26 protein-coding genes and 1 tRNA gene are annotated in these 19,799 nt (G+C 52.5%); 18 read left to right on the top strand and 9 right to left on the bottom strand.

Annotated features, from left to right (window positions below):
• The first annotated feature begins 49 nt into the window (after positions 1-49).
• Positions 50-391 (top strand): hypothetical protein, encoded by a 342-nt coding sequence (locus tag DI14_RS06905; RefSeq protein ID WP_034806921.1) that lies wholly within the window; start codon positions 50-52, stop codon positions 389-391.
• Positions 392-420: 29 nt separating this feature from the next.
• On the opposite strand, the gene DI14_RS06900 is transcribed toward DI14_RS06905, so the two are convergent.
• On the bottom strand, positions 421-1,191 hold the full coding sequence (locus DI14_RS06900) for an alpha/beta hydrolase (protein ID WP_051622633.1): 771 nt from the start codon (positions 1,189-1,191) through the stop codon (positions 421-423).
• A gap of 127 nt (positions 1,192-1,318) precedes the next feature.
• Between DI14_RS06900 and DI14_RS06895 the strand changes: the two genes are divergently transcribed.
• The 6 genes from DI14_RS06895 (at position 1,319) to DI14_RS06870 (ending at position 4,195) form a co-directional block, all read left to right on the top strand.
• Positions 1,319-1,897, top strand: coding sequence for a TetR/AcrR family transcriptional regulator (locus DI14_RS06895; protein WP_034806919.1), 579 nt, complete (start codon positions 1,319-1,321; stop codon positions 1,895-1,897).
• Positions 1,888-2,238: a multidrug efflux SMR transporter gene (locus DI14_RS06890; protein WP_081825844.1), complete on the top strand. Its 351-nt coding sequence runs from the start codon at positions 1,888-1,890 to the stop codon at positions 2,236-2,238. Before DI14_RS06895 ends, DI14_RS06890 begins: the two co-directional genes overlap by 10 nt.
• On the top strand, positions 2,235-2,549 hold the full coding sequence (locus DI14_RS06885; RefSeq protein WP_024371711.1) for a multidrug efflux SMR transporter: 315 nt from the start codon (positions 2,235-2,237) through the stop codon (positions 2,547-2,549). The genes DI14_RS06890 and DI14_RS06885 overlap by 4 nt, the downstream gene beginning before the upstream one ends.
• Before the next feature lie 67 nt (positions 2,550-2,616).
• Positions 2,617-3,174, top strand: coding sequence for a GNAT family N-acetyltransferase (locus tag DI14_RS06880; RefSeq protein WP_034806917.1), 558 nt, complete (start codon positions 2,617-2,619; stop codon positions 3,172-3,174).
• Positions 3,175-3,259: 85 nt separating this feature from the next.
• Positions 3,260-3,332 (top strand) — tRNA-Val (locus DI14_RS06875).
• Between the two features lie 158 nt (positions 3,333-3,490).
• On the top strand, positions 3,491-4,195 hold the full coding sequence (locus tag DI14_RS06870; RefSeq protein ID WP_034806915.1) for a DUF554 domain-containing protein: 705 nt from the start codon (positions 3,491-3,493) through the stop codon (positions 4,193-4,195).
• A 42-nt stretch (positions 4,196-4,237) separates the two neighbouring features.
• On the opposite strand, the gene DI14_RS06865 is transcribed toward DI14_RS06870, so the two are convergent.
• A complete protein-coding gene (locus tag DI14_RS06865; RefSeq protein WP_034806914.1) occupies positions 4,238-5,020 on the bottom strand; it encodes a pyrroline-5-carboxylate reductase in 783 nt (260 codons plus the stop codon).
• 205 nt (positions 5,021-5,225) lie between these two features.
• Here DI14_RS06865 and yidD point away from each other — a divergent pair, with 205 nt between their 5' ends.
• Both yidD and DI14_RS06855 read left to right on the top strand, forming a co-directional pair.
• Positions 5,226-5,495: a membrane protein insertion efficiency factor YidD gene (gene yidD / locus DI14_RS06860; protein ID WP_034806912.1), complete on the top strand. Its 270-nt coding sequence runs from the start codon at positions 5,226-5,228 to the stop codon at positions 5,493-5,495.
• A 130-nt stretch (positions 5,496-5,625) separates the two neighbouring features.
• A complete protein-coding gene (locus DI14_RS06855; protein ID WP_034806910.1) occupies positions 5,626-6,984 on the top strand; it encodes a sodium:alanine symporter family protein in 1,359 nt (452 codons plus the stop codon).
• A gap of 19 nt (positions 6,985-7,003) precedes the next feature.
• Here the strand turns inward: DI14_RS06855 and DI14_RS06850 are convergent, their stop codons facing one another.
• Positions 7,004-7,363 (bottom strand): potassium channel family protein, encoded by a 360-nt coding sequence (locus tag DI14_RS06850; protein WP_034806908.1) that lies wholly within the window; start codon positions 7,361-7,363, stop codon positions 7,004-7,006.
• A gap of 83 nt (positions 7,364-7,446) precedes the next feature.
• Here DI14_RS06850 and DI14_RS06845 point away from each other — a divergent pair, with 83 nt between their 5' ends.
• On the top strand, positions 7,447-8,691 hold the full coding sequence (locus tag DI14_RS06845; RefSeq protein WP_034806923.1) for a cytochrome P450: 1,245 nt from the start codon (positions 7,447-7,449) through the stop codon (positions 8,689-8,691).
• A gap of 25 nt (positions 8,692-8,716) precedes the next feature.
• Here DI14_RS06845 and DI14_RS06840 read toward each other — a convergent pair whose 3' ends face one another.
• The gene (locus tag DI14_RS06840) at positions 8,717-9,466 is read right to left on the bottom strand and encodes a sugar nucleotide-binding protein (protein WP_034806906.1); all 750 of its coding nucleotides are present in this window, start codon (positions 9,464-9,466) and stop codon (positions 8,717-8,719) included.
• A 98-nt stretch (positions 9,467-9,564) separates the two neighbouring features.
• Between DI14_RS06840 and DI14_RS06835 the strand changes: the two genes are divergently transcribed.
• On the top strand, positions 9,565-10,119 hold the full coding sequence (locus tag DI14_RS06835) for a GNAT family N-acetyltransferase (protein WP_034806904.1): 555 nt from the start codon (positions 9,565-9,567) through the stop codon (positions 10,117-10,119).
• Positions 10,120-10,227: 108 nt separating this feature from the next.
• Entirely contained in the window at positions 10,228-11,037 is an 810-nt protein-coding gene (locus DI14_RS06830) for a DUF368 domain-containing protein (protein ID WP_034806902.1), read from the top strand.
• Positions 11,038-11,077: 40 nt separating this feature from the next.
• Here the strand turns inward: DI14_RS06830 and DI14_RS06825 are convergent, their stop codons facing one another.
• Positions 11,078-11,632: an isoprenylcysteine carboxylmethyltransferase family protein gene (locus DI14_RS06825; protein WP_034806900.1), complete on the bottom strand. Its 555-nt coding sequence runs from the start codon at positions 11,630-11,632 to the stop codon at positions 11,078-11,080.
• A gap of 136 nt (positions 11,633-11,768) precedes the next feature.
• Positions 11,769-12,605 carry an ABC transporter ATP-binding protein gene (locus DI14_RS06820; RefSeq protein WP_034806898.1) on the bottom strand — a complete coding sequence of 279 codons (837 nt, stop codon included), beginning with the start codon at positions 12,603-12,605 and terminating at the stop codon, positions 11,769-11,771.
• A 191-nt stretch (positions 12,606-12,796) separates the two neighbouring features.
• Between DI14_RS06820 and DI14_RS06815 the strand changes: the two genes are divergently transcribed.
• The gene (locus tag DI14_RS06815) at positions 12,797-13,846 is read left to right on the top strand and encodes an NAD(P)/FAD-dependent oxidoreductase (protein WP_034806896.1); all 1,050 of its coding nucleotides are present in this window, start codon (positions 12,797-12,799) and stop codon (positions 13,844-13,846) included.
• 9 nt (positions 13,847-13,855) lie between these two features.
• Here the strand turns inward: DI14_RS06815 and DI14_RS06810 are convergent, their stop codons facing one another.
• Positions 13,856-14,269 carry a VOC family protein gene (locus DI14_RS06810; RefSeq protein ID WP_034806894.1) on the bottom strand — a complete coding sequence of 138 codons (414 nt, stop codon included), beginning with the start codon at positions 14,267-14,269 and terminating at the stop codon, positions 13,856-13,858.
• Between the two features lie 103 nt (positions 14,270-14,372).
• On the opposite strand from DI14_RS06810, the gene DI14_RS06805 reads away from it, so the two are divergent.
• Positions 14,373-14,744, top strand: a complete 372-nt coding sequence (locus DI14_RS06805; RefSeq protein ID WP_034806892.1) for a hypothetical protein — start codon at positions 14,373-14,375, stop codon at positions 14,742-14,744.
• A gap of 60 nt (positions 14,745-14,804) precedes the next feature.
• Here the strand turns inward: DI14_RS06805 and DI14_RS06800 are convergent, their stop codons facing one another.
• Complete coding sequence (locus DI14_RS06800; protein ID WP_034806890.1) at positions 14,805-15,674, bottom strand: GNAT family N-acetyltransferase; 870 nt, start codon at positions 15,672-15,674, stop codon at positions 14,805-14,807.
• 304 nt (positions 15,675-15,978) lie between these two features.
• Between DI14_RS06800 and DI14_RS06795 the strand changes: the two genes are divergently transcribed.
• The gene (locus DI14_RS06795; RefSeq protein WP_034806888.1) at positions 15,979-16,200 is read left to right on the top strand and encodes a hypothetical protein; all 222 of its coding nucleotides are present in this window, start codon (positions 15,979-15,981) and stop codon (positions 16,198-16,200) included.
• 197 nt (positions 16,201-16,397) lie between these two features.
• Here the strand turns inward: DI14_RS06795 and DI14_RS06790 are convergent, their stop codons facing one another.
• A complete protein-coding gene (locus DI14_RS06790) occupies positions 16,398-17,312 on the bottom strand; it encodes a hypothetical protein (protein WP_034806887.1) in 915 nt (304 codons plus the stop codon).
• 194 nt (positions 17,313-17,506) lie between these two features.
• Here DI14_RS06790 and DI14_RS06785 point away from each other — a divergent pair, with 194 nt between their 5' ends.
• From DI14_RS06785 to DI14_RS06775, 3 genes are all read left to right on the top strand, one after another.
• Positions 17,507-18,742, top strand: a complete 1,236-nt coding sequence (locus DI14_RS06785) for an LCP family protein (protein ID WP_034806885.1) — start codon at positions 17,507-17,509, stop codon at positions 18,740-18,742.
• Between the two features lie 79 nt (positions 18,743-18,821).
• The gene (locus tag DI14_RS06780; RefSeq protein WP_034806883.1) at positions 18,822-19,526 is read left to right on the top strand and encodes an NAD(P)-binding oxidoreductase; all 705 of its coding nucleotides are present in this window, start codon (positions 18,822-18,824) and stop codon (positions 19,524-19,526) included.
• Between the two features lie 18 nt (positions 19,527-19,544).
• Positions 19,545-19,763 (top strand): PspC domain-containing protein, encoded by a 219-nt coding sequence (locus tag DI14_RS06775; protein ID WP_034806882.1) that lies wholly within the window; start codon positions 19,545-19,547, stop codon positions 19,761-19,763.
• The last annotated feature ends 36 nt before the right edge of the window (positions 19,764-19,799 follow it).

The following is a 19,799-nucleotide window of genomic DNA, read 5'->3' as shown; positions in this document are numbered from 1 at the left end:
TGCGGGTTCGTCTCTTTTGGTGTGAAGGGAAAAGGCATAGGGGGCTCGAATGATTCAGGAACGAATGTGTAAAGGGGAAATGAGCGTGAAAAAAGGATTGCTCTCGATCGGCGTGACTTGTCTCGTCTTGCTTGCATTGCACGCGACGCCGCAAGCGGCCCTCCGGACGTATGTCTGTCTGATGGGTCATCCCATTGCGGCACTCACGTCGCCGATTACAGAGGATGATGCCCGTAACGAACTAGAGCAAAAAGATTTCGAAGAGCGGAACGGGAAAATTTATACACTGACCAATCCGCCAGTCGAGCGCGCGACACAAGGTCGGCTCGAGAGCTATTTCGTCCGGAAAGTCGGGCCGTTCTATTTGGCTGAACATCACGGGGGTGGATAAAAGGGAGACAGCAGAAGCTGCCTCCCTTTTTAGTCATGGTCGTACAAATAGGCGAGCGCGTTCGGTAAGCGCCGGCGCCACGCCGACTCGTGATGGATGCCCTCTGGTTCGACTTCATAACGGAACATGATCCCGGTTCTCGCGATCGTTTCGACCAATTTGGCGTTCGTATACAAATAGTCATCGGGCGTGAACGGGCCGCTCGTCTCGTCCGTCCCGAGATCCATGTAAAGCCGTGCCGACAGATTCGCTTGTTTCAGCTCCCGAATGAGCGGGTCCAGGTTCGACCAGGCCGCCGTCGATAACGAACCGACACGGCGAATCGAAGGATACGTCGCCATCATATAGAGTGAAATGACGCCGCCCATCGAGCTGCCCATCACGCCGACATCGTCCACGTCTGTCGCATAGCGCACATCAATCCACGGTTTCAACTCGTTCATGAGCCAGTCGGTATAGCCTCGCCCCTTTCCGCCGAGCGTCGGCCTCGTCTTCGCGAGCTCCGGCCCGATGCGCCGAACCAGCATCTCGTCTTCAAAAAAAGAGTAGTCGTCATAACGGTCGAGCCAATCCGGCGGGCTGGCGATGGCGACGACCATGAGCGGCAATCGGGACGTCTCGATCAATCGATCGATGCCCCAGCTCGCTCTCGTATCATGGTGGAAGACGTTTTGTCCGTCATGCATATAGAGGACGGGCAACAGGACGTCGTTCGCCACGAAATCAGGACGAAAGACGGATACAAGTCGTTTTTGACCGGTTCGGTCGCTCGGCAAGTTAAAGCTGAACTGTTCAATCATATACACGCTTCCTTTCCACTTATCTAAATTGATTGTGACGTTGTTTAGACGGAAGTTCAATCCTCACACTTGACTACCTATCGTTCGTTAGGTAAAGTGGAGGGAGCAGTTAGGAGGCCGAATAGACATGAATACGAAACAACGAATTGAGCAAGCGGCGACGCGCCGTTTTGCGTTAGAGGGATATGAGGGGCTCTCGCTCGCCGCACTCGCCGAGGACGTGGGAATTAAAAAAGCGTCACTCTATGCCCATATTGACGGAAAAGAGCAATTGTTCAAGCAAGTCGTCGAAGCGATGGCAGCACGGTACGATGACGTTTGGAAAGTAGCACGGGACGAATCTTACGACGCCCCGCCGCTCGAACGAATCGAGACGATTGTGCAAGCGCTGATCCGTTTCTTTGGGGAAGAAGAGACATGGATGTTGACGAAGCGGATGCTACTCGTCCCACCACCGGAACTGAGACCGTTTATCGAGTCAACGCTCGGAGACGTGGAGACTGAACTGCAGGCGTTTGAGAAAGAACAGTTCCGCCTTGCGATGGAGCAGGGTGCGTTGCCCGAGCAGTCGCTTGACGATGTGTATGACGCTTATTATTGCTTTTTGGATGGCGCGCTCATCTCGCTCTTTACGTTCGAGACGAACCGTTCCGAGCGTCAACGCGCTGCCTTCAAAATCTTTAAGAAAGGAATTGGATGGACATGAAACGTGATCAACTTGCATGGATGTGGCTCGTCCTCGCCGGTCTGCTCGAGATTGTGTGGGCGACGACGATGAAACTATCGAACGGGTTCACTGTGCTCGGCCCGACCTTGGTTACAATCGTCTTGTTAATCGTCAGCTTCGGTTTATTGGCGTTGTCGTTCCGCGTCTTGCCGGCCGGGACGGGCTATGCCGTCTTTACCGGGATCGGCGCTGTCGGGACGGTCATCGTCGGGAATATTTTGTTTGACGAGGTGCTCACCGGCATGAAGCTCGTCTTTATCGGCACACTGTTAATCGGTGTGATCGGGTTGAAACAAGTGACAGGAGGAGAGACAGCATGAGTTGGGCATTTTTAATTGGGGCGGGACTGGCCGAGATGATTGCCGTCTTTTTCATGGGGAAGTCAAAAGGCTATCAAATTTTGAAATGGTCAATCTTGTCGATTGTGACGTTCGCGCTCAGTTTTTATTTGTTATCCCGCTCGCTCGAGACGTTGCCGCTTGGACTCGCCTACTCGATTTGGGTCGGGATTGGGGCGGCCGGAGGCGTCATTCTCGGCATGCTTTACTTGAATGAATCGACCGACCGGTGGCGTATCTTCTTTTTGACGCTCATCATCGGGAGTGTCGTCGGATTGAAAGTCATCGCTTAACTAGGATTCAACCTGCCTCATAACGGGAATTAATGAGTAAAGACTGTGAATGAAAGGGGCGGGAACGATGAAGCATGTCGAGTTACACTCTGAGCGCTTACGGCTTGAACCATATACGATTGCCGATTTTTATTTCGTCAAATCGCTGCTACAAGACCCGCGGGTGATGCGGTTCATCAGCCCGGACGGAAAACCGTTCACGGATGAGCAGACGATTGAATGGTTCGAGCGACAGCTTTCGCGCTACAAGACAGGACGACAGACCGGGTTACTCAAATTGATGACGTTCGAGAGCGACGAACCGATTGGCCATGCCGGGACGTTGTTACACGAGCTTGACGGCAAAATCGAACTTGAGGTCGGCTATTGGCTCGCACCGAAGCATTGGCATATGGGTTACGGTCGCGAGGCGGCGGCTCGGCTCATGCAATATGCGTTCGAGGAAGGGGAGAAAGACATTATCTCGCTCATCCATCCGGACAATGTGCCATCACAACGTGTAGCGAAAGCGAACGGACTTCATTGGGATCGAGATACGGAATACGAGGGAATGCTCGTATCGGTATATGCTGGTGATTTAGAACGGCTTTGCCGTCACATTCAACGTCAGGAAATGTCGCGTTAAAAAAATAAAAAAACTTTTAAAAAACGGTTGCCAAGGCATTAGTTTCTTGATATATTAATAGTGTCCTTAAGAGAGGACACGACCTGATTCTGTAGCTCAGCTGGGAGAGCGCTACCTTGACAGGGTAGAGGTCGCTGGTTCGAGCCCAGTCAGAATCACTTGGGTGCCAAACCCGATGCGAAACCCACCGGAACATGGGTTTCCGCGAAGCCACTTCTTGCGAGAAGTGGCTCTTTTTTTGTTCTTTTTTCAATTGACATCCAATGGAACGGATTGGTATATTGCTTTCAATACATATAGAAACGGGGGATACGAGATGGTGTTGTTAGGGACCATCGTCAACGCGGCGCTCATCGTCGTCGGGACGTTGCTCGGCCTTTTGTTCCATCGAATCCCCGAGCGGATGAAAGAGACGGTCACGGCGGCAATCGGGCTTGCGGTCGTCGTGCTCGGTGTGCAGATGGGTCTAAAAAGCGAGAATTTCTTGATTGTGATCGGTAGTCTTGTCGCCGGGGCGGCGCTAGGGGAATGGTGGAAACTCGACGAGAAATTGAATGAGGTCGGCTACCAATTGGAACGGCGCATCGGTGGAAAGAGTAAGTCGAGCATTGCCGAAGGTTTTATCACGGCGACGCTCATTTTTGTCATTGGGGCGATGGCTGTCATCGGGGCGCTCGACAGCGGCTTACGTGGCGACCACGACGTGTTGTATACGAAAGGGTTGATTGACGGGTTTACCGCGCTCGTCCTCGCTTCCTCGCTCGGGATCGGGGTCATGTTTTCGGCCGTCCCGGTCTTGCTGTATCAAGGTGCGATCGCCTTGTTGGCGATTCAAATTATGAAAGTTGTGCCCGAATCGCTCATGGATAGCTTTATTCTTGAGATGACGGCCACTGGAGGGGTCATGATTGTGGCCATCGGCTTGAACTTGGCGGGTATCACGCGCATCCGGGTCGCCAACCTCCTACCGGGTATATTGGTCGTGGCACTCATCGTTTCCATCTTACATATGCTCTCATAAGAAAAGGTCCGAAACGGTGATACAACCGTTTCGGACCTTTTGTCATGATTGGTGTTGTTCGACGTCTTCTTTCGCGCTTTCGCGGAGCGCAGCGGACATGACGTCGGATAAGTCACGATCGCGCAAGACGCCGACACCGCGGTCGGTCGGGCCTCCTGGCGCGGCCACGTCCGAGATTAAGGCGTCAGTCGGACGCGTCTCGTGCAACAGGAGTTCGGCCGATCCTTTCATCGCTTGGGCGACGATTTGTCGGGCTGTCGCCTCGTCAAATCCGGCATCGGTCAAGACCGGTGTCATCGATCTGACGATTTCATAGAAGAACGCTGGGCTGCAGCCGGCGGCAGCCATGAAGGCGGACATCGTTTTCGCGTCCGTCACGGCGGTTCGGCCGACGCGTTCAAATAGTGCGGTCGCTGTCGCGCGAACAGACTCGTCTGTCTCTGGTCCGAACCAAAGGCCCGTCATCCCGTCACGGAAGGCGACTGGGGTGTTCGGCATCGCACAGACAGCTGGAAGTCCTGAAGCGGCCTCGAGTTCTGCCGGCTCGATATGAGCCGCGACAGAGATGAGGAGCGGCTTCGTCCACGTCTTCGAACGTACATATGGGAGCACGCCATCTGGTTGCATCGCGAGTACGACGATATCGTATGCGTTCACGTCTTCTTCGTCCACGATTCGGACGCCGAGTTCGTTGTGCAGTTGGTCCAATCGAGCCCGGTCACTTCGATTCGTCATCGTGATCGTCTCCGGCGAAAGACCGGCGTCAATCCAACCGCGGACGAGCGCCTCGCTCATCGAACCGGCTCCTACCATTAATAATTTCATATTTCGTCACCTCTTCTGTTAGATTCGGTCTTGTACATGGTGCTTATCATAACAAATGTTAAGCCGAATATCCCCTTCTATGCTCGAATTGTAAAAAAAGGAAATAATGTAACCGCTTCTTCACATCCAACATCGGACAGTGAAAGTGACAGAATTCATTCGACGAGATATGATGGCAGTAATCTATTCGAACGAGGCGATTTTTATGAAACGAATTCTTGTGCGTGGCATAAAAGGGTATCAACGTGTCATCTCTCCATTGAAACCACCGACGTGCCGATTTTATCCGACATGCTCTCATTATGGGATTGAAGCGATTGAAAAGCACGGGGCGGTCAAGGGCGGCTATTTGACCGCACGACGTTTGTTGCGTTGCCAACCGTTCCATGCAGGCGGACTCGACTATGTGCCGGACGAGTTTGACTGGAGCGCGCCATTACAACGAGAGAAGCCACCTTCACAGCGAGATGTCTAATCGACGTCTCGCTGTTTTAGGTACAGATTCATGAACGGACTTTTGTTTTATTACAATACTTTTGACAATGTTCCAAGTATTCTGAAAAAATAGAGAAGTACAATTACATAAGGGGAAAGGGGACTTCAGCATGAGTCAATCGTTCAGTGAACTGATCGGTACGATTTCAGACTTTGTGTGGGGACCACCGCTGTTGATTTTGCTTGTGGGGACAGGCGTTTATTTGACAGTACGGTTAGGTGGCCTTCAAATCACAAAACTGCCTTACGCATTAAAGCTCGCCTTCTCGAAAAACCAAGACAAGACGTCACGAGGGGACATTAGTCACTTCCAAGCACTCATGACTGCCCTCGCGGCGACCGTCGGTACGGGGAATATCGTCGGTGTCGCCACGGCTGTCGTGCTCGGGGGACCGGGCGCGATTGTCTGGATGTGGCTGTCCGGGTTCTTTGGGATGGCAACAAAGTATGCCGAAGCCGTACTCGCCGTCAAATATCGAGTGACGGATGAGCGGGGACAGATGGCTGGTGGGCCGATGTATTATTTGGAGCGCGGTTTAAAGCAGCGCTGGCTCGCCGTATTGTTCGCGGCGTTCGCCTCGCTTGCCGCGTTTGGGATTGGGAACGGGGTCCAGACGAACTCGGTTGCGCTCGCGCTCAAGTCGACGTTTGACGTTCCGCTCTATGTATCCGGTATTTTGGTGATGGTGTTCACGGGTGCCGTCATCCTTGGCGGCGTCAAATCGATTGGACGCGTCGTCAGTTATTTCGTTCCGATCATGATCATCTTCTATCTCGGTAGTGGGCTCATCATCATGGTCATGAACTACACGCTCATCCCGGATGCGATTGCGCTCATCTTCAGCAGCACGTTCAGTGCCGAAGCAATCGGTGGTGGGGCCATCGGTGCGGCGATCCGTTACGGTGTCGCCCGCGGCGTGTTCTCGAACGAAGCCGGTCTCGGTTCGGCTCCGATCGCGGCAGCCGCTGCGAAAACAGATATGCCGGGCAGACAAGCGCTCGTCTCGATGACGCAAGTCTTCCTCGACACGCTCATCGTCTGTTCAATCACGGGGATCACCCTCGTCATGGGCGGACAGATCGGTTCAGGGCTTGAAGGCGTCGATTTGACGGCGGCCACGTTTGAACAGTTCCTCGGGCCGTTCGGCCGTTACGTCGTCACGATTGGGCTCGTTATGTTCGCGTATTCGACCGTACTCGGGTGGTCGTATTATGGGGAACGCTCGATTCACTACTTGTTTGGACAAAAGTCGATTATTCCGTATCGCATCGCCTTCGTCCTCGTCGCAGGACTTGGCGCGATGACGACGAACTTGAACTTGGTATGGGCGCTCTCGGACGTGTTCAACGGCTTGATGGCCATTCCGAACTTGATTGGCCTCTTGTTCTTGTCAGGGGTCGTCATCGCTGAGACGAAGCGTTTCAACCAGCAACTCGCGCTCGAGAACCGTAATCGAAAGGCGTCATGACGCCAAAACGCCACCTCGCTTATTCCGGAGGTGGCGTTCTTTTCTTTTTCACTTCTTCGAGTCGGGCTTGTTGTAAATGGTTGAACACTTGGGTGACGAACCCGACCATGATGCCGGTACCCGTAATGACGTAACCAATCGTGAACGCTTTCCCGAGGTCTGTCGACGGGACGAAATCACCATAGCCAATCGTCGTCAGCGTGATGACGCTGAAGTAGAGCGAATCAAGCCATCGTAACTCTTCGTAGCGGGCGTAAAATAACGTGCCGGACAAAATGGTGAGGAAGGCGAGACTGAACAACACCTGGAATTCAGGCTCTTTCAGCCCGCGCCAAATTCCTCGGAACATGCGGCGAAACGTCAAGAAGAACGAAAGCATATCCCCACTCCTTTCTGTATTAGGTTTGTTCGTGACAGAGGAGGGAACATCCTCTATAGTCTAGCGAAGAAAGGATGAAGGAGATGACGAAACCGATACCGAAAGAACAAGGTCTCGATCACAGCCTCGATTTTTTAAGGGAGGGATATCAGTTTGTCCCGAATCGACGGACGAGCTTTCAATCGAATATCTTTGAGACGCGGCTGTTAGGGGAACGTGCGATTTGTCTCGGCGGAGAGGAAGGAGCGGCTCTATTTTACGATGCCGACCGCTTCGTCCGGCAAGATGCGGCCCCGAAACGGCTCTTGAAGACGCTGTTCGGTGAGACCGGCGTACAGACGTTAGACGGTTCTGCCCATACGCATCGGAAACGGATGTTCATGTCGCTCATGTTTCCAGAAAATGTTAATCGCCTGACGCGAATCGTCGGGCGTGAATGGGAAAAGGAACTCAATCAAGCCGATGGGGAGACCGTCCTTTATGAGACGGCACAACGCGTGCTCATGCGCGCCGTCTGCGAATGGGCCGGTGTACCATTCGCTGAGTCAGAGGTTGACAAGCGTACCGACGAGATGCGTCTCTTGTTCGAATCGGGCACAGCACTCGGACCGAAGCACATCCTTGGCCGTAAAGCACGAGCTTCGGCTGAGGCATGGATCAGCTCGATGGTCGAGGAGGTACGGACGAAGCGCTTGTTGCCGAACGAGAAGACAGCTTTGTATGAGTTCGCTTGGCATCGTGACGAATCCGGTGAACTGTTACCGGCAGACGTCGTGGCTGTCGAAGTGATCAATATTTTGCGACCGACCGTCGCAGTGTCGATCTATGTCCTCTTCACGGTGCTCGCCTTGCATCAATTTGATGAAGCGCGAACGAAACTGGCAAACGGGACAGTCGACGCGACGGCGTTCGTTCAGGAAGTTCGCCGCTTTTATCCGTTCTTCCCGGTGACGGCAGCCCGGGTCAAGCACGATTTCGAGTGGGAAGGGTACAGATTCGAAGCAGGGACGCTCGTCTTACTCGACTTGTACGGGACGAATCACGATCCGGCGCATTGGGACGAACCGGGCCAATTCAATCCAGAACGGTTCGTCGATTGGACAGAGAGTCCGTTCACGTTCATCCCACAAGGTGGGGGAGACGTCGATTTCGGACATCGCTGTGCCGGAGAGCACGTCACCATCGCCATTATGAAAGAGACGGTTGACGTATTCTTGAACCGCTATCGCTATGACGTCCCGCCGCAAGACTTCAGTTACAGCCTTGTCGACTTGCCGAGCCTTCCGAAGAGCAGGCTCGTCTTGACCGATATCGAACGACGCGCATGAAAATGAACCACCCGGGATGGGTGGTTCATTTTGTGTGAAGCGCCAAGCGATTTGTAATTGGTGCGATGCGGCAATTGGTGTCGACCATGCGATTATCACGCTTCGGTTCATCCGCGCGTTCGATGCGCCATGGCCTGTCATGTCGTTCAGCGAGAGCGGAGGCGATATCATAGAGCGAGTGGCTCGTGTTCCCGTTCAATTGATACATGCCGGGACCTCGTTTCGTCAGGATGTCGAACAGCGCGTCGGCCGTATCTTGTAAAAACGAGCAAGACGGATACCAGTGCGTACTGGCGACGATGACGCCTTTTTGTTCCATTTCCTTCTCGAAAAAATCCATCATGTTGTTCGAGCCGGGGCGGTCCCCGATTTGCCATCCGAGCCGAACGATTTGAGCACCAGGGTTGGCTCGGGCGATCGCTTGCTCGCACGCCCGTTTATACGATCCGTATTCATCTTCGGCGTCGGGCCGGGTGTCAGGTGTGATGGGTCCTGTCACGTTGTCCGAGAAGACGGAGACGGTGCTCGTGAACAAAAATGGGATATCGTATTCCCCGCACAGTCGGGCGAGATTCGCCGCTGATTCGACGGGTCCCATCCCGATGTGAAGAAAATAGTCAGGCTGGACCGATTCGATAAAGGCGCGCATATCTGATTCTTTTTCGATGGAGACTTTTGAACGGTCCCACGCAATTGGTTCAATCCCGTGTCGTTCGAGTGTCGTGGCGACGACAGGTGCGACCGTCCCGTTCATTCCTGTGATGATTGCTTTCATAGATCTTCCTCCCTTCTGTTTGTATCATCCCACAGTTCGCTCGTTGACAAACCCACTCTTTTTCACTGTATGATAAAGTGGTATGTGGAGGAGATAATATGAACATTCGACAAGCTAAACCGGCAGATGCGACGAACGTGGCCCCGCTCGTCTATGCGGCCATCCATGACATCGCCTATTCGTTGACCGGAACGAAGCAGAAAGAACAAGTACTCGAGCGGCTCGCGATGTGGATTGGCCGACCCGCGAACCGTCTGAGCTATGAAAATATTTGGGTCGCGGAGAGTGAAGGGACCATCGCGGGCATTATCATCGCGTATGCAGGAATGGATGCACGGAAATTAGACGAACCGATTCGACAGTGGCTGATGGAAGCTGGCGAAACAGGGGAACTCGACGTCGAGACAGAAGGCGACGTGTTTTACATCGACTCGGTCGCGGTCGATTCACAGTTCGGGGGACGTGGGATCGGGACAAAGCTGATCAACTCCGTCACTCAGCACGCCCGTTCTAGACACATCCCGGTCGTCACGTTGAACGTCGACCAGACCAATCCTGCGGCAGCGCGCCTTTATGAACGACTCGGTTTTTATAAACAAAAAGAGATTGAGATTTCTGGCGGACGATTCGATTATATGGTATTGGATTTGTGAAAACGGACGAAAGTCCGTTTTTTCAGTCTTGAAACCGATGCATTTGTCGATGCCATCCGCTATACTAAATGCTTGAAACGAACTTGTGGATAAAGGAGCCTATACTTTATGGAATGGAGAAATATATTACGCGGCATGGCGATAGGGACGAGTGATTTGATTCCTGGCGTCAGCGGCGGGACGATTGCGGTCATTTTAGGAATTTATGACCGGTTGATTGAGGCGATTAGCGGGGTGTTCAGCCGGCACTGGAAAAAACATATCGGTTTCTTAATTCCGCTTGCGATAGGGATGGGAGGCGCGATTTTAGGGCTCAGCCGTGTCATCGAGTTTTTATTGTTGAATTATCATGCCCCGACCCAGTTCTTCTTCATCGGGTTGATTTTAGGGATTATCCCGCTCTTGTTGTTTGAATTCAAGTCACGGGCGAAGATGCGACCGGTGCATATCGTCGCGATGATTGTCGGAACGATTCTCGTCGCGAGTATGGCTGTCATCAAACCGGCGGACACGGCGGTCATCACTGACGTAACGATGGGAACGGCGCTGCTCCTCTTCTTCTCGGGTTGGCTTGGCAGTATGGCGATGCTCTTGCCTGGTATTAGTGGTTCGTTCGTCTTGTTGTTGATTGGGATCTATCCGACGGTCATCAGCGCCTTGTCGAACTTGAACGTGATCGTCATCGGAATTGTCGGGCTCGGTGTCGCCGTCGGCTTCCTCGTCAGCAGTAAAGTCATCCGTCATCTGCTCGCGAACTACCCGGGTATGACGTTCTCCGTTATTCTCGGGCTCGTCATCGGATCGCTCGCCGTCGTCTTCCCAGGTCTTCCGGAGACGACTGTCATGTGGGGATTAAGCATCGTCTCGTTTTTGGCCGGTTTCATGGTTGTCCGATTGCTCGGGAAATTTTCAGTATGAACAGAAGACGCGGCTCTCGCTATGGCGAGGCCGCGTCTTTTTAATAGATGAACGGAAGCAGACGTTTCCGGGACTTCGACCATACGGCGTAAGCATCGCCGAAATGTGCGGTCAACATCTTCTCTTCGATATGAATGCGCCATAATAGCGCTGCTCCCATCGCAATCGTTCCGAGTACTGCGAACCAGACGAAACTGAAGGTAAGCGCGAACCCGAACGTGATGAACAATAGTCCTGTATAGAGCGGATGCCGCAAAAACCGGTACGGGCCTGTGCTGACAATCTCATCCGTGGGCCGGACGACGACATGGCGCGTGAACTGATGTCGTAAATGGGTGATCCCCCAATACCGGAGGCCGACACCAGCTATGTAACATGCAAGTCCGATCAAGCGCAAAGGGACGCTTTGACGGGCATCCGTCAAGATCGAGTAACCGAGCGAACTTGCGAACACGATCACCATGACGGCCGAGACGACGTAAAAACTCATATGTTCGCTCCGTCCATCCTTCGTGTCGTCACGATTGCGGTAACGCCATAGCTCATAAAGCCAGGCTATCGAGGTGACGACGAATATTCCGTCGAGCCAATCCATAGCAACTCCTCCTTCACTCTCTTCTCACTCATACCCGTGGCTGTTTGTCCAAAAACCGTAAGGGCGGGTTGGATATGCTCTCTTCGACTTGTTCGCTACCCGATCAAAAAGACCCTGCCTGAGGACAGGCAGGGAATCAAGCGTGAAGCAAGTCGGGACGTGGTGCCGCAGTCTCGACAGGAGCTTCTTCTTTGATTAAATGGTACGTCAGGCACATCGGCTTCTCCGTACGTGGGTCGCGACCGATGATGGCATCGATGTGGAACACTTGGCGCAAGACGAGCGGACAGATGACTTCCTCGGCAGAACCCGTCGCGAGCACTTCGCCATCTTTCATCGCCACGATATGGTCAGCGAACCGAGCGGCTTGATTCAAATCGTGGAGGACCATGACAATCGTACGGCCTTGCTCGCGGTTCAACGTCTCGAGCAGTTCGAGCACTTCAAGTTGATGGGCCAAGTCGAGATACGTCGTCGGTTCGTCCAAGAAAATCAAATCCGTCTCCTGCGCGAGCGCCATCGCAATCCATACCCGCTGGCGTTGGCCGCCAGATAAGGCGTCGACGCTCCGGTCTTTATAGTCGAGCGTACCGGTGACGTCGAGCGCCCAATCGATGACTTCGTGGTCGCGTTTCGTCAATCGGCCGAATCCGGACTGGTACGGGAAGCGGCCATACGCGACGAGTTCACCGACCGTCAACCCGCTTGCACCTTCGGGGGTCTGCGGCAAGATTGCCATCTTTTTGGCGATCTCTTTCGTCTTGCACTTGGCGATATCGGCGCCGTCTAAATGGACCGACCCGTTCGAAGGAGAGAGGATTCGCGTCATCGCCTTCAACAACGTCGACTTACCGCAACCGTTCGGTCCGATAATCGTCGTGATTTGACGGTCTGGAATCGTTAAACTGAGCTGTTTGACGATTGTCTTGTCGCCGTAACCGACCTCGATGTCTGTTGTATGTATGCGTGACATGCAAATTCTCCTCTCGGGGGCGTCAAATGTGATAATGATTCTCAATGTCGTACTCACTATAGCAAGCGCTTCAGTTTATGTCAATCTTCATTTAGAGAGAAAACGGATTGTGCTTCCGTACGATACGCGGTATAGTGAATGAGAATGATAATCAATGACAGCGTGGACAGGTGGAAGGATGGTTGAGTGGGATGAAGGGACAAGACGTATTCGATGTGACGATTATCGGTGGTGGGCCAGCGGGACTATACGCCGCGTTTTACAGTGGCCTTCGTGGGATGAAGACGAAACTGATTGAATTTCAACCACACCTCGGGGGCAAGATTCATGTCTATCCGGAAAAGATGATTTGGGATGTCGGGGGTGTGACACCGACGACTGGGGCGAAGTTGATTGACCAGCTCGTCGAGCAAGGGCTCACGTTCGATCCGACCGTCGTCTTAGGAGAAAAAGTAGAGGCGATGACGAAAGACCATGACGGTCACTTCATTCTAGACGGCACGCATGGCCGTCACGTCTCGAAGACGGTCATCGTCGCAACCGGAAGCGGGATTCTCCAGCCACAAAAGATTGAAATCAGTGGGGCAGAGCGCTTCGAAGTGTCAAACCTTCATTACACAGTGAAATCGCTCATGCGTTTCAAAGGAAAGACCGTTCTCATCTCTGGGGGTGGGAACAGCGCCATCGATTGGGCGAATGAGCTGGAGCCGATCGCTGAACGCGTCATTTTGACTTATCGGAAAGAGGCGTTGAAAGGACATGAGTCGCAAGTGGAGAAGTTGCGCTGCGGGCGCGTCGACTGTCGTCTGTCGACTCGCATCAACGACTTGATCTCACGGGACGGGCAGATGATTCATGCGGTGGAGCTCCTGAACTGCGTCACTGGGGATAAAGAACACGTGGAAGTGGACGAAGTCGTGATCAACCACGGCTATGAACAGGATGCGACGTTATTAGGGGACAGCGAGCTTCATGTCGACATGAAGGATGGCTTCTACGTGTCAGGCAACGCGCGGAGCGAATCGTCTGTACCAGGGCTGTATGCGGCAGGAGATATTTTGACGCATGACGGAAAGGTTCATTTGATCGCCGGAGCATTCCAAGACGCGGCGAACGCCGTGAACAGCGCGAAGACGTTCATTGATCCCGAAGCGACGAAAGCGGCGATGGTGTCTTCCCATAACGAGCGTTTAAAGGCGAAGAATCGGGCCATCATAGAACAAACAATCATCAAGCAGTGAGGGAATCCCTCACTGCTTGATTTTTGGATAGTCGCATAGTTCGACGATGATACCGCCTGAATGGCGCGGGTCCATATAAATGAGGCGCCGACCTTTTGCTGTCGTCCGTAACGTGTCCTCTAGAAACGTGATGCCGTCTCGTTTGAGCGCGTCGATCGATTGCTCCAAGTCGTCGACTCGATAAGCGATATGGTGAACGCCTTTCCCCCGCGCCTTCATAAAGCGGGCAATCGGACTCGTCGGACTCGTTGGCAACAATAACTCGATCACATCTTCCCCGACGTGAATCACGGCAATCTCCGTCTCGACGCCGACGGCCGTATTCGTATAGCGGTCAATGAGCTCGCCTTGGAGGACGGTCGTGTAAAACGTGATCGCCTCGTCTAAATCACGGACGGCAATCCCGGTGTGGTCAATTTGCATAGTTATTCCTCCTTCTCCGTCTAGTGTGCCGAAAGTTGAACAAATTGTCACTTCACAACGTTTTCGGATAATCCGATATACTAAAAGAGGGAGGGACGGCGAAATGAACGGGAAAATCACCCTTGGCTTGATTAGTGCATTCGCGCTAGTATCATTTATGTTTGGACTCTCACTTGCAACATTCGTCGATTACCGCATTAATGAAGAACAGGTCGTGCTCGAACGACTGACGACTCATAAAAAGATTGGCCCGGCCGAAATTCTTTCGACGGAAGTGGATTTTCATTTGAACGGATCGAACTACGCCCTCCGTTTCACGGATGAGCCGCACATCACGTATTGGTTCAGTGTCGCCGAGCGGGAGATTCAATTCGACCGCATCGAGGCGCTCGACCCTCGTGACGTCGGCCAGAGGACCGCTTTGTTTGAAGAGATGCCGCCGTTGGCCATGGAATCGACGACTGCCGCGGAATGAAAAATGCCCGTCAACCGTTTCTTTTCGATTGAAAAGAACGGAGGCCGGCATTTTTTTATTTTATCGAGTCGCGCGCGCAGGGAGGATGTTCGTCATCGTATAAAAGGCCGACTGCCTGGACGCCATCTCCTGTTTGAGGATGGCATAGTGTAACTCGGGTTGAAGCGATGTGACGGTCAAACGGAGACGCATCGAAGGTTTTAACTGGTGACAAAATACCCGTTGCAGGAACGGAATGGCATCTTGTGCGACCTCGTCCGACCCAAAGAGATGAATCTCATGAATCTTGACATAGTCTTGGTTGTAATGGGCTCGGAAGATTCCGACGGCTTTGCCCGCTCGATGTAGCGTGTAGCAATAGTGGTTTCGTGCGAGAAAACGTCGCAACCGCTCTTCTGTCAACGGAAAGACATCTGACAGGACGAGCGCGTGCTCGTTTCGATGACGTAACCACGTCGCATAGTTACTCGGGTCAACGACTGACAATTTCCAATCGCTGAACGAGGCTTTTTCATATGGGATGAGCGGGAGAACGTAGTTAAATGATGTATGATAAGCCTCGAATCCATGTGAAGTGAACAAGTTTAGCTTATCTTGATCTTCGTCTTGGACGACTTGCAATAAGACCATCGTCTCGTGCGTGGTTTCTTTACTCAGTTGATTAAGGAGGCGACTCAACAACCCTTGAAAGACGTACCGATTTCGATACGCTTCGTGGCGGATGCGGATCACACGGTCTGTGCCGTCATCGAGGCGCTCGGTCGCTAGTGCCGCAATCGGCGTATTCCCGTCTAACGCGACGTAGACGTGATGCTGGGGTGGGGTGCTGAAAAAGTCGGGACCGTGACCGGGAGCGTACATCGCCTTGACGCTAAACCGAGTCCTTGCCGATAAGTTAGGCCACTCACAATACATGATTTCCGAATTCAAGTGCTCTCCTACTTTCTTGTTCGATGTATAGTACACTTAAATTGTAAGCGCTACCATCTGAAAGTAATAATGTAAAAATAATGAATAATTGAACGTAGGAAGACACGTAGGTGAGTCATTTTCACTACATCGATATGAGTCAAAAGGACCGAATGGGGGATGAATTGACTTTTTGTTTCAAGCGTCACGATTGTAAAATGATGGGTAACATAAGAAACTGTGAGATTTGTCTTTAGAACCATCTACATCGTTCTCGCTATGAGGCGTGCTATACTATGGATATGAATCCGTGAAGAGGTGTGCAATGAGATACGTATTTGCTTGTTTCGTCATAGTTAGCTTGGTGTTCGCGCCACTCGCGTCATCTGCGGAAACAGAACCGGTCGTCGTTCATGAGAACGTCATTATCGAGAACGACGTCGAACTATACGAGGGGTTTCGCTCGCCGAATGAGATGGTGTTTATCTTCATCTTGATTGTCTTACTGTCCGTCATCGGGCTCGGGATCATCAACGCGATCGAATAACGTGAAAACGTTCACAAAAATGCAATATGTGGAGCGTAAGCGTTTCCAGTTTTCTTTTATACTAAAGATGTAGGAAAGAGGTTCTGCACCAACTTCGTTCCTCCTTTTCAGATGAACACCCCTCGTTCATATCATGTTATTCGGGTCCGTCGATTCACGTCGACGGACCCCTTTTTTGTTGCATGAAAAAAGAACCCCTAAAACGGGATTCGTTTCTCTTTGGCGAGTCGCCGCAATCGCTTCGTCTCATCGAGATGACCGCGACTTTCAAGCAAGTCGATATACACTTTGAACGGTTCGGAACGATGTGAAAAGAAGGGGATATATTCGGCGAATAGTTTTTGCTCTGCTTCCGACAAGTGACCGCGCTCGACGAGCAGCTCGAGCTCTAGCATTTTCAGGGCTTGATAGTCTTCAAGTGCGTGTTCGTCGTCAGCCGCTTTCGCCAACATACGGTCGCAAAGGGTGACGACGCGGTGGTGGAACGTCGACCACTCTGTAGAGGTGAACGGATGGGCGAGTAACGTCGACAGCAAATCGACGCGGGACGAATCGACGTCTTTCGCAACGTGGAGTGCGGTGTAAAGCGATCGATCAATCCACACTTCGGCATTCGGTGCATCGAGGCGGTAGTAGTAAATGAGTTGGGTCAACATGTCGGTTTGGGAGAGTTTCAGGAGACGGAACGGGTCGCTCGTCGTGAACAGTGGCTCTTCACCCGCGGAAGACGAGAGGAGGAAGAACATTTCTTCGTACATCGTCCGGGCATCGGCGTCTTCTTCGGCATAGTATGTCAAATCCCGAATGATTTTCTTCGCGTGAATGTACCAGTTCTTTTGATCACGCTCGGTCATGACTTGATTCGGCAGCACATATAAATGATCGTAAGCGAGTTCGACAAAACGTTCGGCGAGAATAATGGTTTGTGAGAGCGAATGACGCTCATCAGATGACTTTTGCTCTTTATAGCGTGTGAATTGACTGAGCATGAAGTCAACATCTTTCTCTTCAATCAAGTGCTTTGGGGTATGGCGATACATCTCAACGATGATGTCTCGCAACGTGGCCTCACCGTACTGCTCTAACAACATTCGAAGCTTCCCGATGCGCATTTGCTCTCCCTCCTTTCAAGAGGACGTCGAACCGTCTGCCTGAAATGGGCAGACACCAATTAATATTCCTTTCCCGGTTTTCATTTGAAACAATCCTCCGGCCTCATGCTTAAGACGGATTTTTCCGACACCCGTTGTCAGAAGCGGATTTGTCCGCAATAATAGAAGAAAATCTAAAGGTAGAGGTATCCACTATGAATGAAGAGCAACGTTTGTCTCGCGTCGAACGACGGAAGCGAGAGCTTGAGCTTGAACAGGCTGAAGCTGAGCGACAACATAAAGATAATGACAGTCATGACCAAGGCGAAGATTCGCCCGTAGAGTCGGAAAACCGAACCGAGGAGTCAGAGCATCCGTTCTTGACACAAGACGAACGACACTCGCCGAATCAGAGCCAGCAAGGCAAAAATCAACAAGGGCGTGATCGAAAGAAGACGGTGCGGACGCCGAAACCGAAATGGCGGTTGCCTCTCGGGAAAGGCTCGAAACGCAAACGGGAAGCGCGGGACCAAAAAGCGCACTCGGCTGAAGCGAAACGCCGTGAACCGAGACGGGACACACCGCCGCCGCGGGAACAGCCGCCGAAAGAAAAGCGGAAGCGCCGCGGTTGGAAAGGGAAGGCGGCTCTTCTCTTATTGCTCGTTACGGTAATTGTCGGCTATATGGTGACGAATCCGTTCACGTTCCTCGTCATGGGCAGCGACGCCCGGGTCGGTGAATCGCTCTCGGGTTCTCGGACGGATTCGCTTCAACTGATTGAATTCGTCCCCCGTTCGCGGACGGTGCAAAACGTCTCGATTCCACGCGATACGTATACGGCAATCCCGTGTGAACCGGACCGTGAAGGGGATAAGATTACCCATGCCTTCGCCTATGGTGGCGCGACGTGTACGGTCGGAGCGGTCGAAGGGTTGACCGAGGCGTCCGTCGACGGGCAAATCGTCATCACGTTCGAGACGTTCATGGAGTTGATTGACACGGTCGGTGGCGTCAATGTGACGGCGACCCATTCGTTCAGCGAGAAAGGGTTTAACCAAACGTATGAGTACACGGAAGGCGTCTCCTACTCGATGGATGGCGACATGGCTCTCACCTATGCACGCCACCGGAAATCCGATACGGACGGGGCGAGGTCGAGCCGTCAAACGGAAGTGATGACGGCTGTGGCCGACAAGCTAGCGAGTCCATCGGGATGGACGAAGATTCCTGCGACGTACCGCTTTATGAAAGACGAGATGGGACTCGAGATGAACCCGCTCCAGATGGCATCCGTCGGCTTGACGATGCTCCTTCGTCCGGACGTCAACAAGATGCAAGTCGAAGGGCAGGATGCCTATATCAATAACGTCTACTACTATCAGCCGAACGAGGCCAGTGTACAAGCGATTCGGGACGCGCTCGACTTAACGTTATGGGGAACTGTCAGATAATTTTGTGAAACGGGTTTGATTCCATGGCGAAAGAGGAATTTTAATCAAATGAACTACTCTTTTGAGGAGGGAAATTTGAATGAAAGTCTTAGTCATTGGAGCAACCGGCAAGATCGGAAAACGCGTCTTGAAAAGTTTGGCGAAAACTCACCAAGTGACCGCTTTAATTCGTTATCCTGAACTGCAAGCAGAGTACGAGAAGATGGGTGCGCGCGTGCTGACTGTCGATGTCGAGAAAGAACTCGACAAGAAGATTCACGAAGCGACGTCCGGACAAGACGCGGTCATCATCGCCGCGACGGCTGGTGCCGACGGGTCGAGTAAGGAAATCGAACTGCTCGATCGAAGCGTCGCCATGAAAGCGATCGACGCAGCGAAGAAAGAGCGTGTCCGTCACGTCGTCTTGCTCAGCGCATACGGTGCCGATCAACCGGACGCCGCCCCGAAAGAATTGTTTAACTTTTTGTCAGCCAACAACGCAGCCGATGAGTATATCGAACATAGCGGGTTAAATTATACGATCATTTGCCCAGTGACCATTGTCGATGGAGCCGGTAAAGGCTCGATTGAAGCGTCTGAAGACTTGAACGACCCGAACGGTGCGACGATTTCTGAGACGGATGTCGCCACAGTGATTGCTGCCTCGCTCGACAATCGCGGTTTGTATGGCCGCCGAATTGAAATCATGTCCGGCAGTACCCCAATCAATGAGGCGCTTGACTTTGATAGTCGCGGTGAGGCTGCGACGGCAGGACGGACGACGCTTCGTCGGCCACAACGATAAAGGGAGGAATGTGATTTGATGGAACGTAAACTATATAAAGACCCGTCTGATCAAATGATTGCCGGGGTCTGTTCCGGCTTAGGGAAATATCTCGGTGTCGATGTGACACTCATGCGTATCATCTTCGTTGCGCTGGCGCTGTTCGGCGGACCGGGGATCCTCATCTATATCGTCTTGGCTATCGTCATGAAAAAACCGCCTTCAGAGTATGAGGCGGAGCAAGAGAGTCGTTATTAACTAACAGGCTGACCCGTCGCGGTCAGCCTTTTTTCA

Origin of the sequence: Exiguobacterium sp. AB2 (genome assembly GCF_000696055.1) — a bacterium.
Classification (GTDB): domain Bacteria; phylum Bacillota; class Bacilli; order Exiguobacteriales; family Exiguobacteriaceae; genus Exiguobacterium; species Exiguobacterium alkaliphilum.
This window is presented reverse-complemented; position numbering and strand designations above follow the sequence as displayed.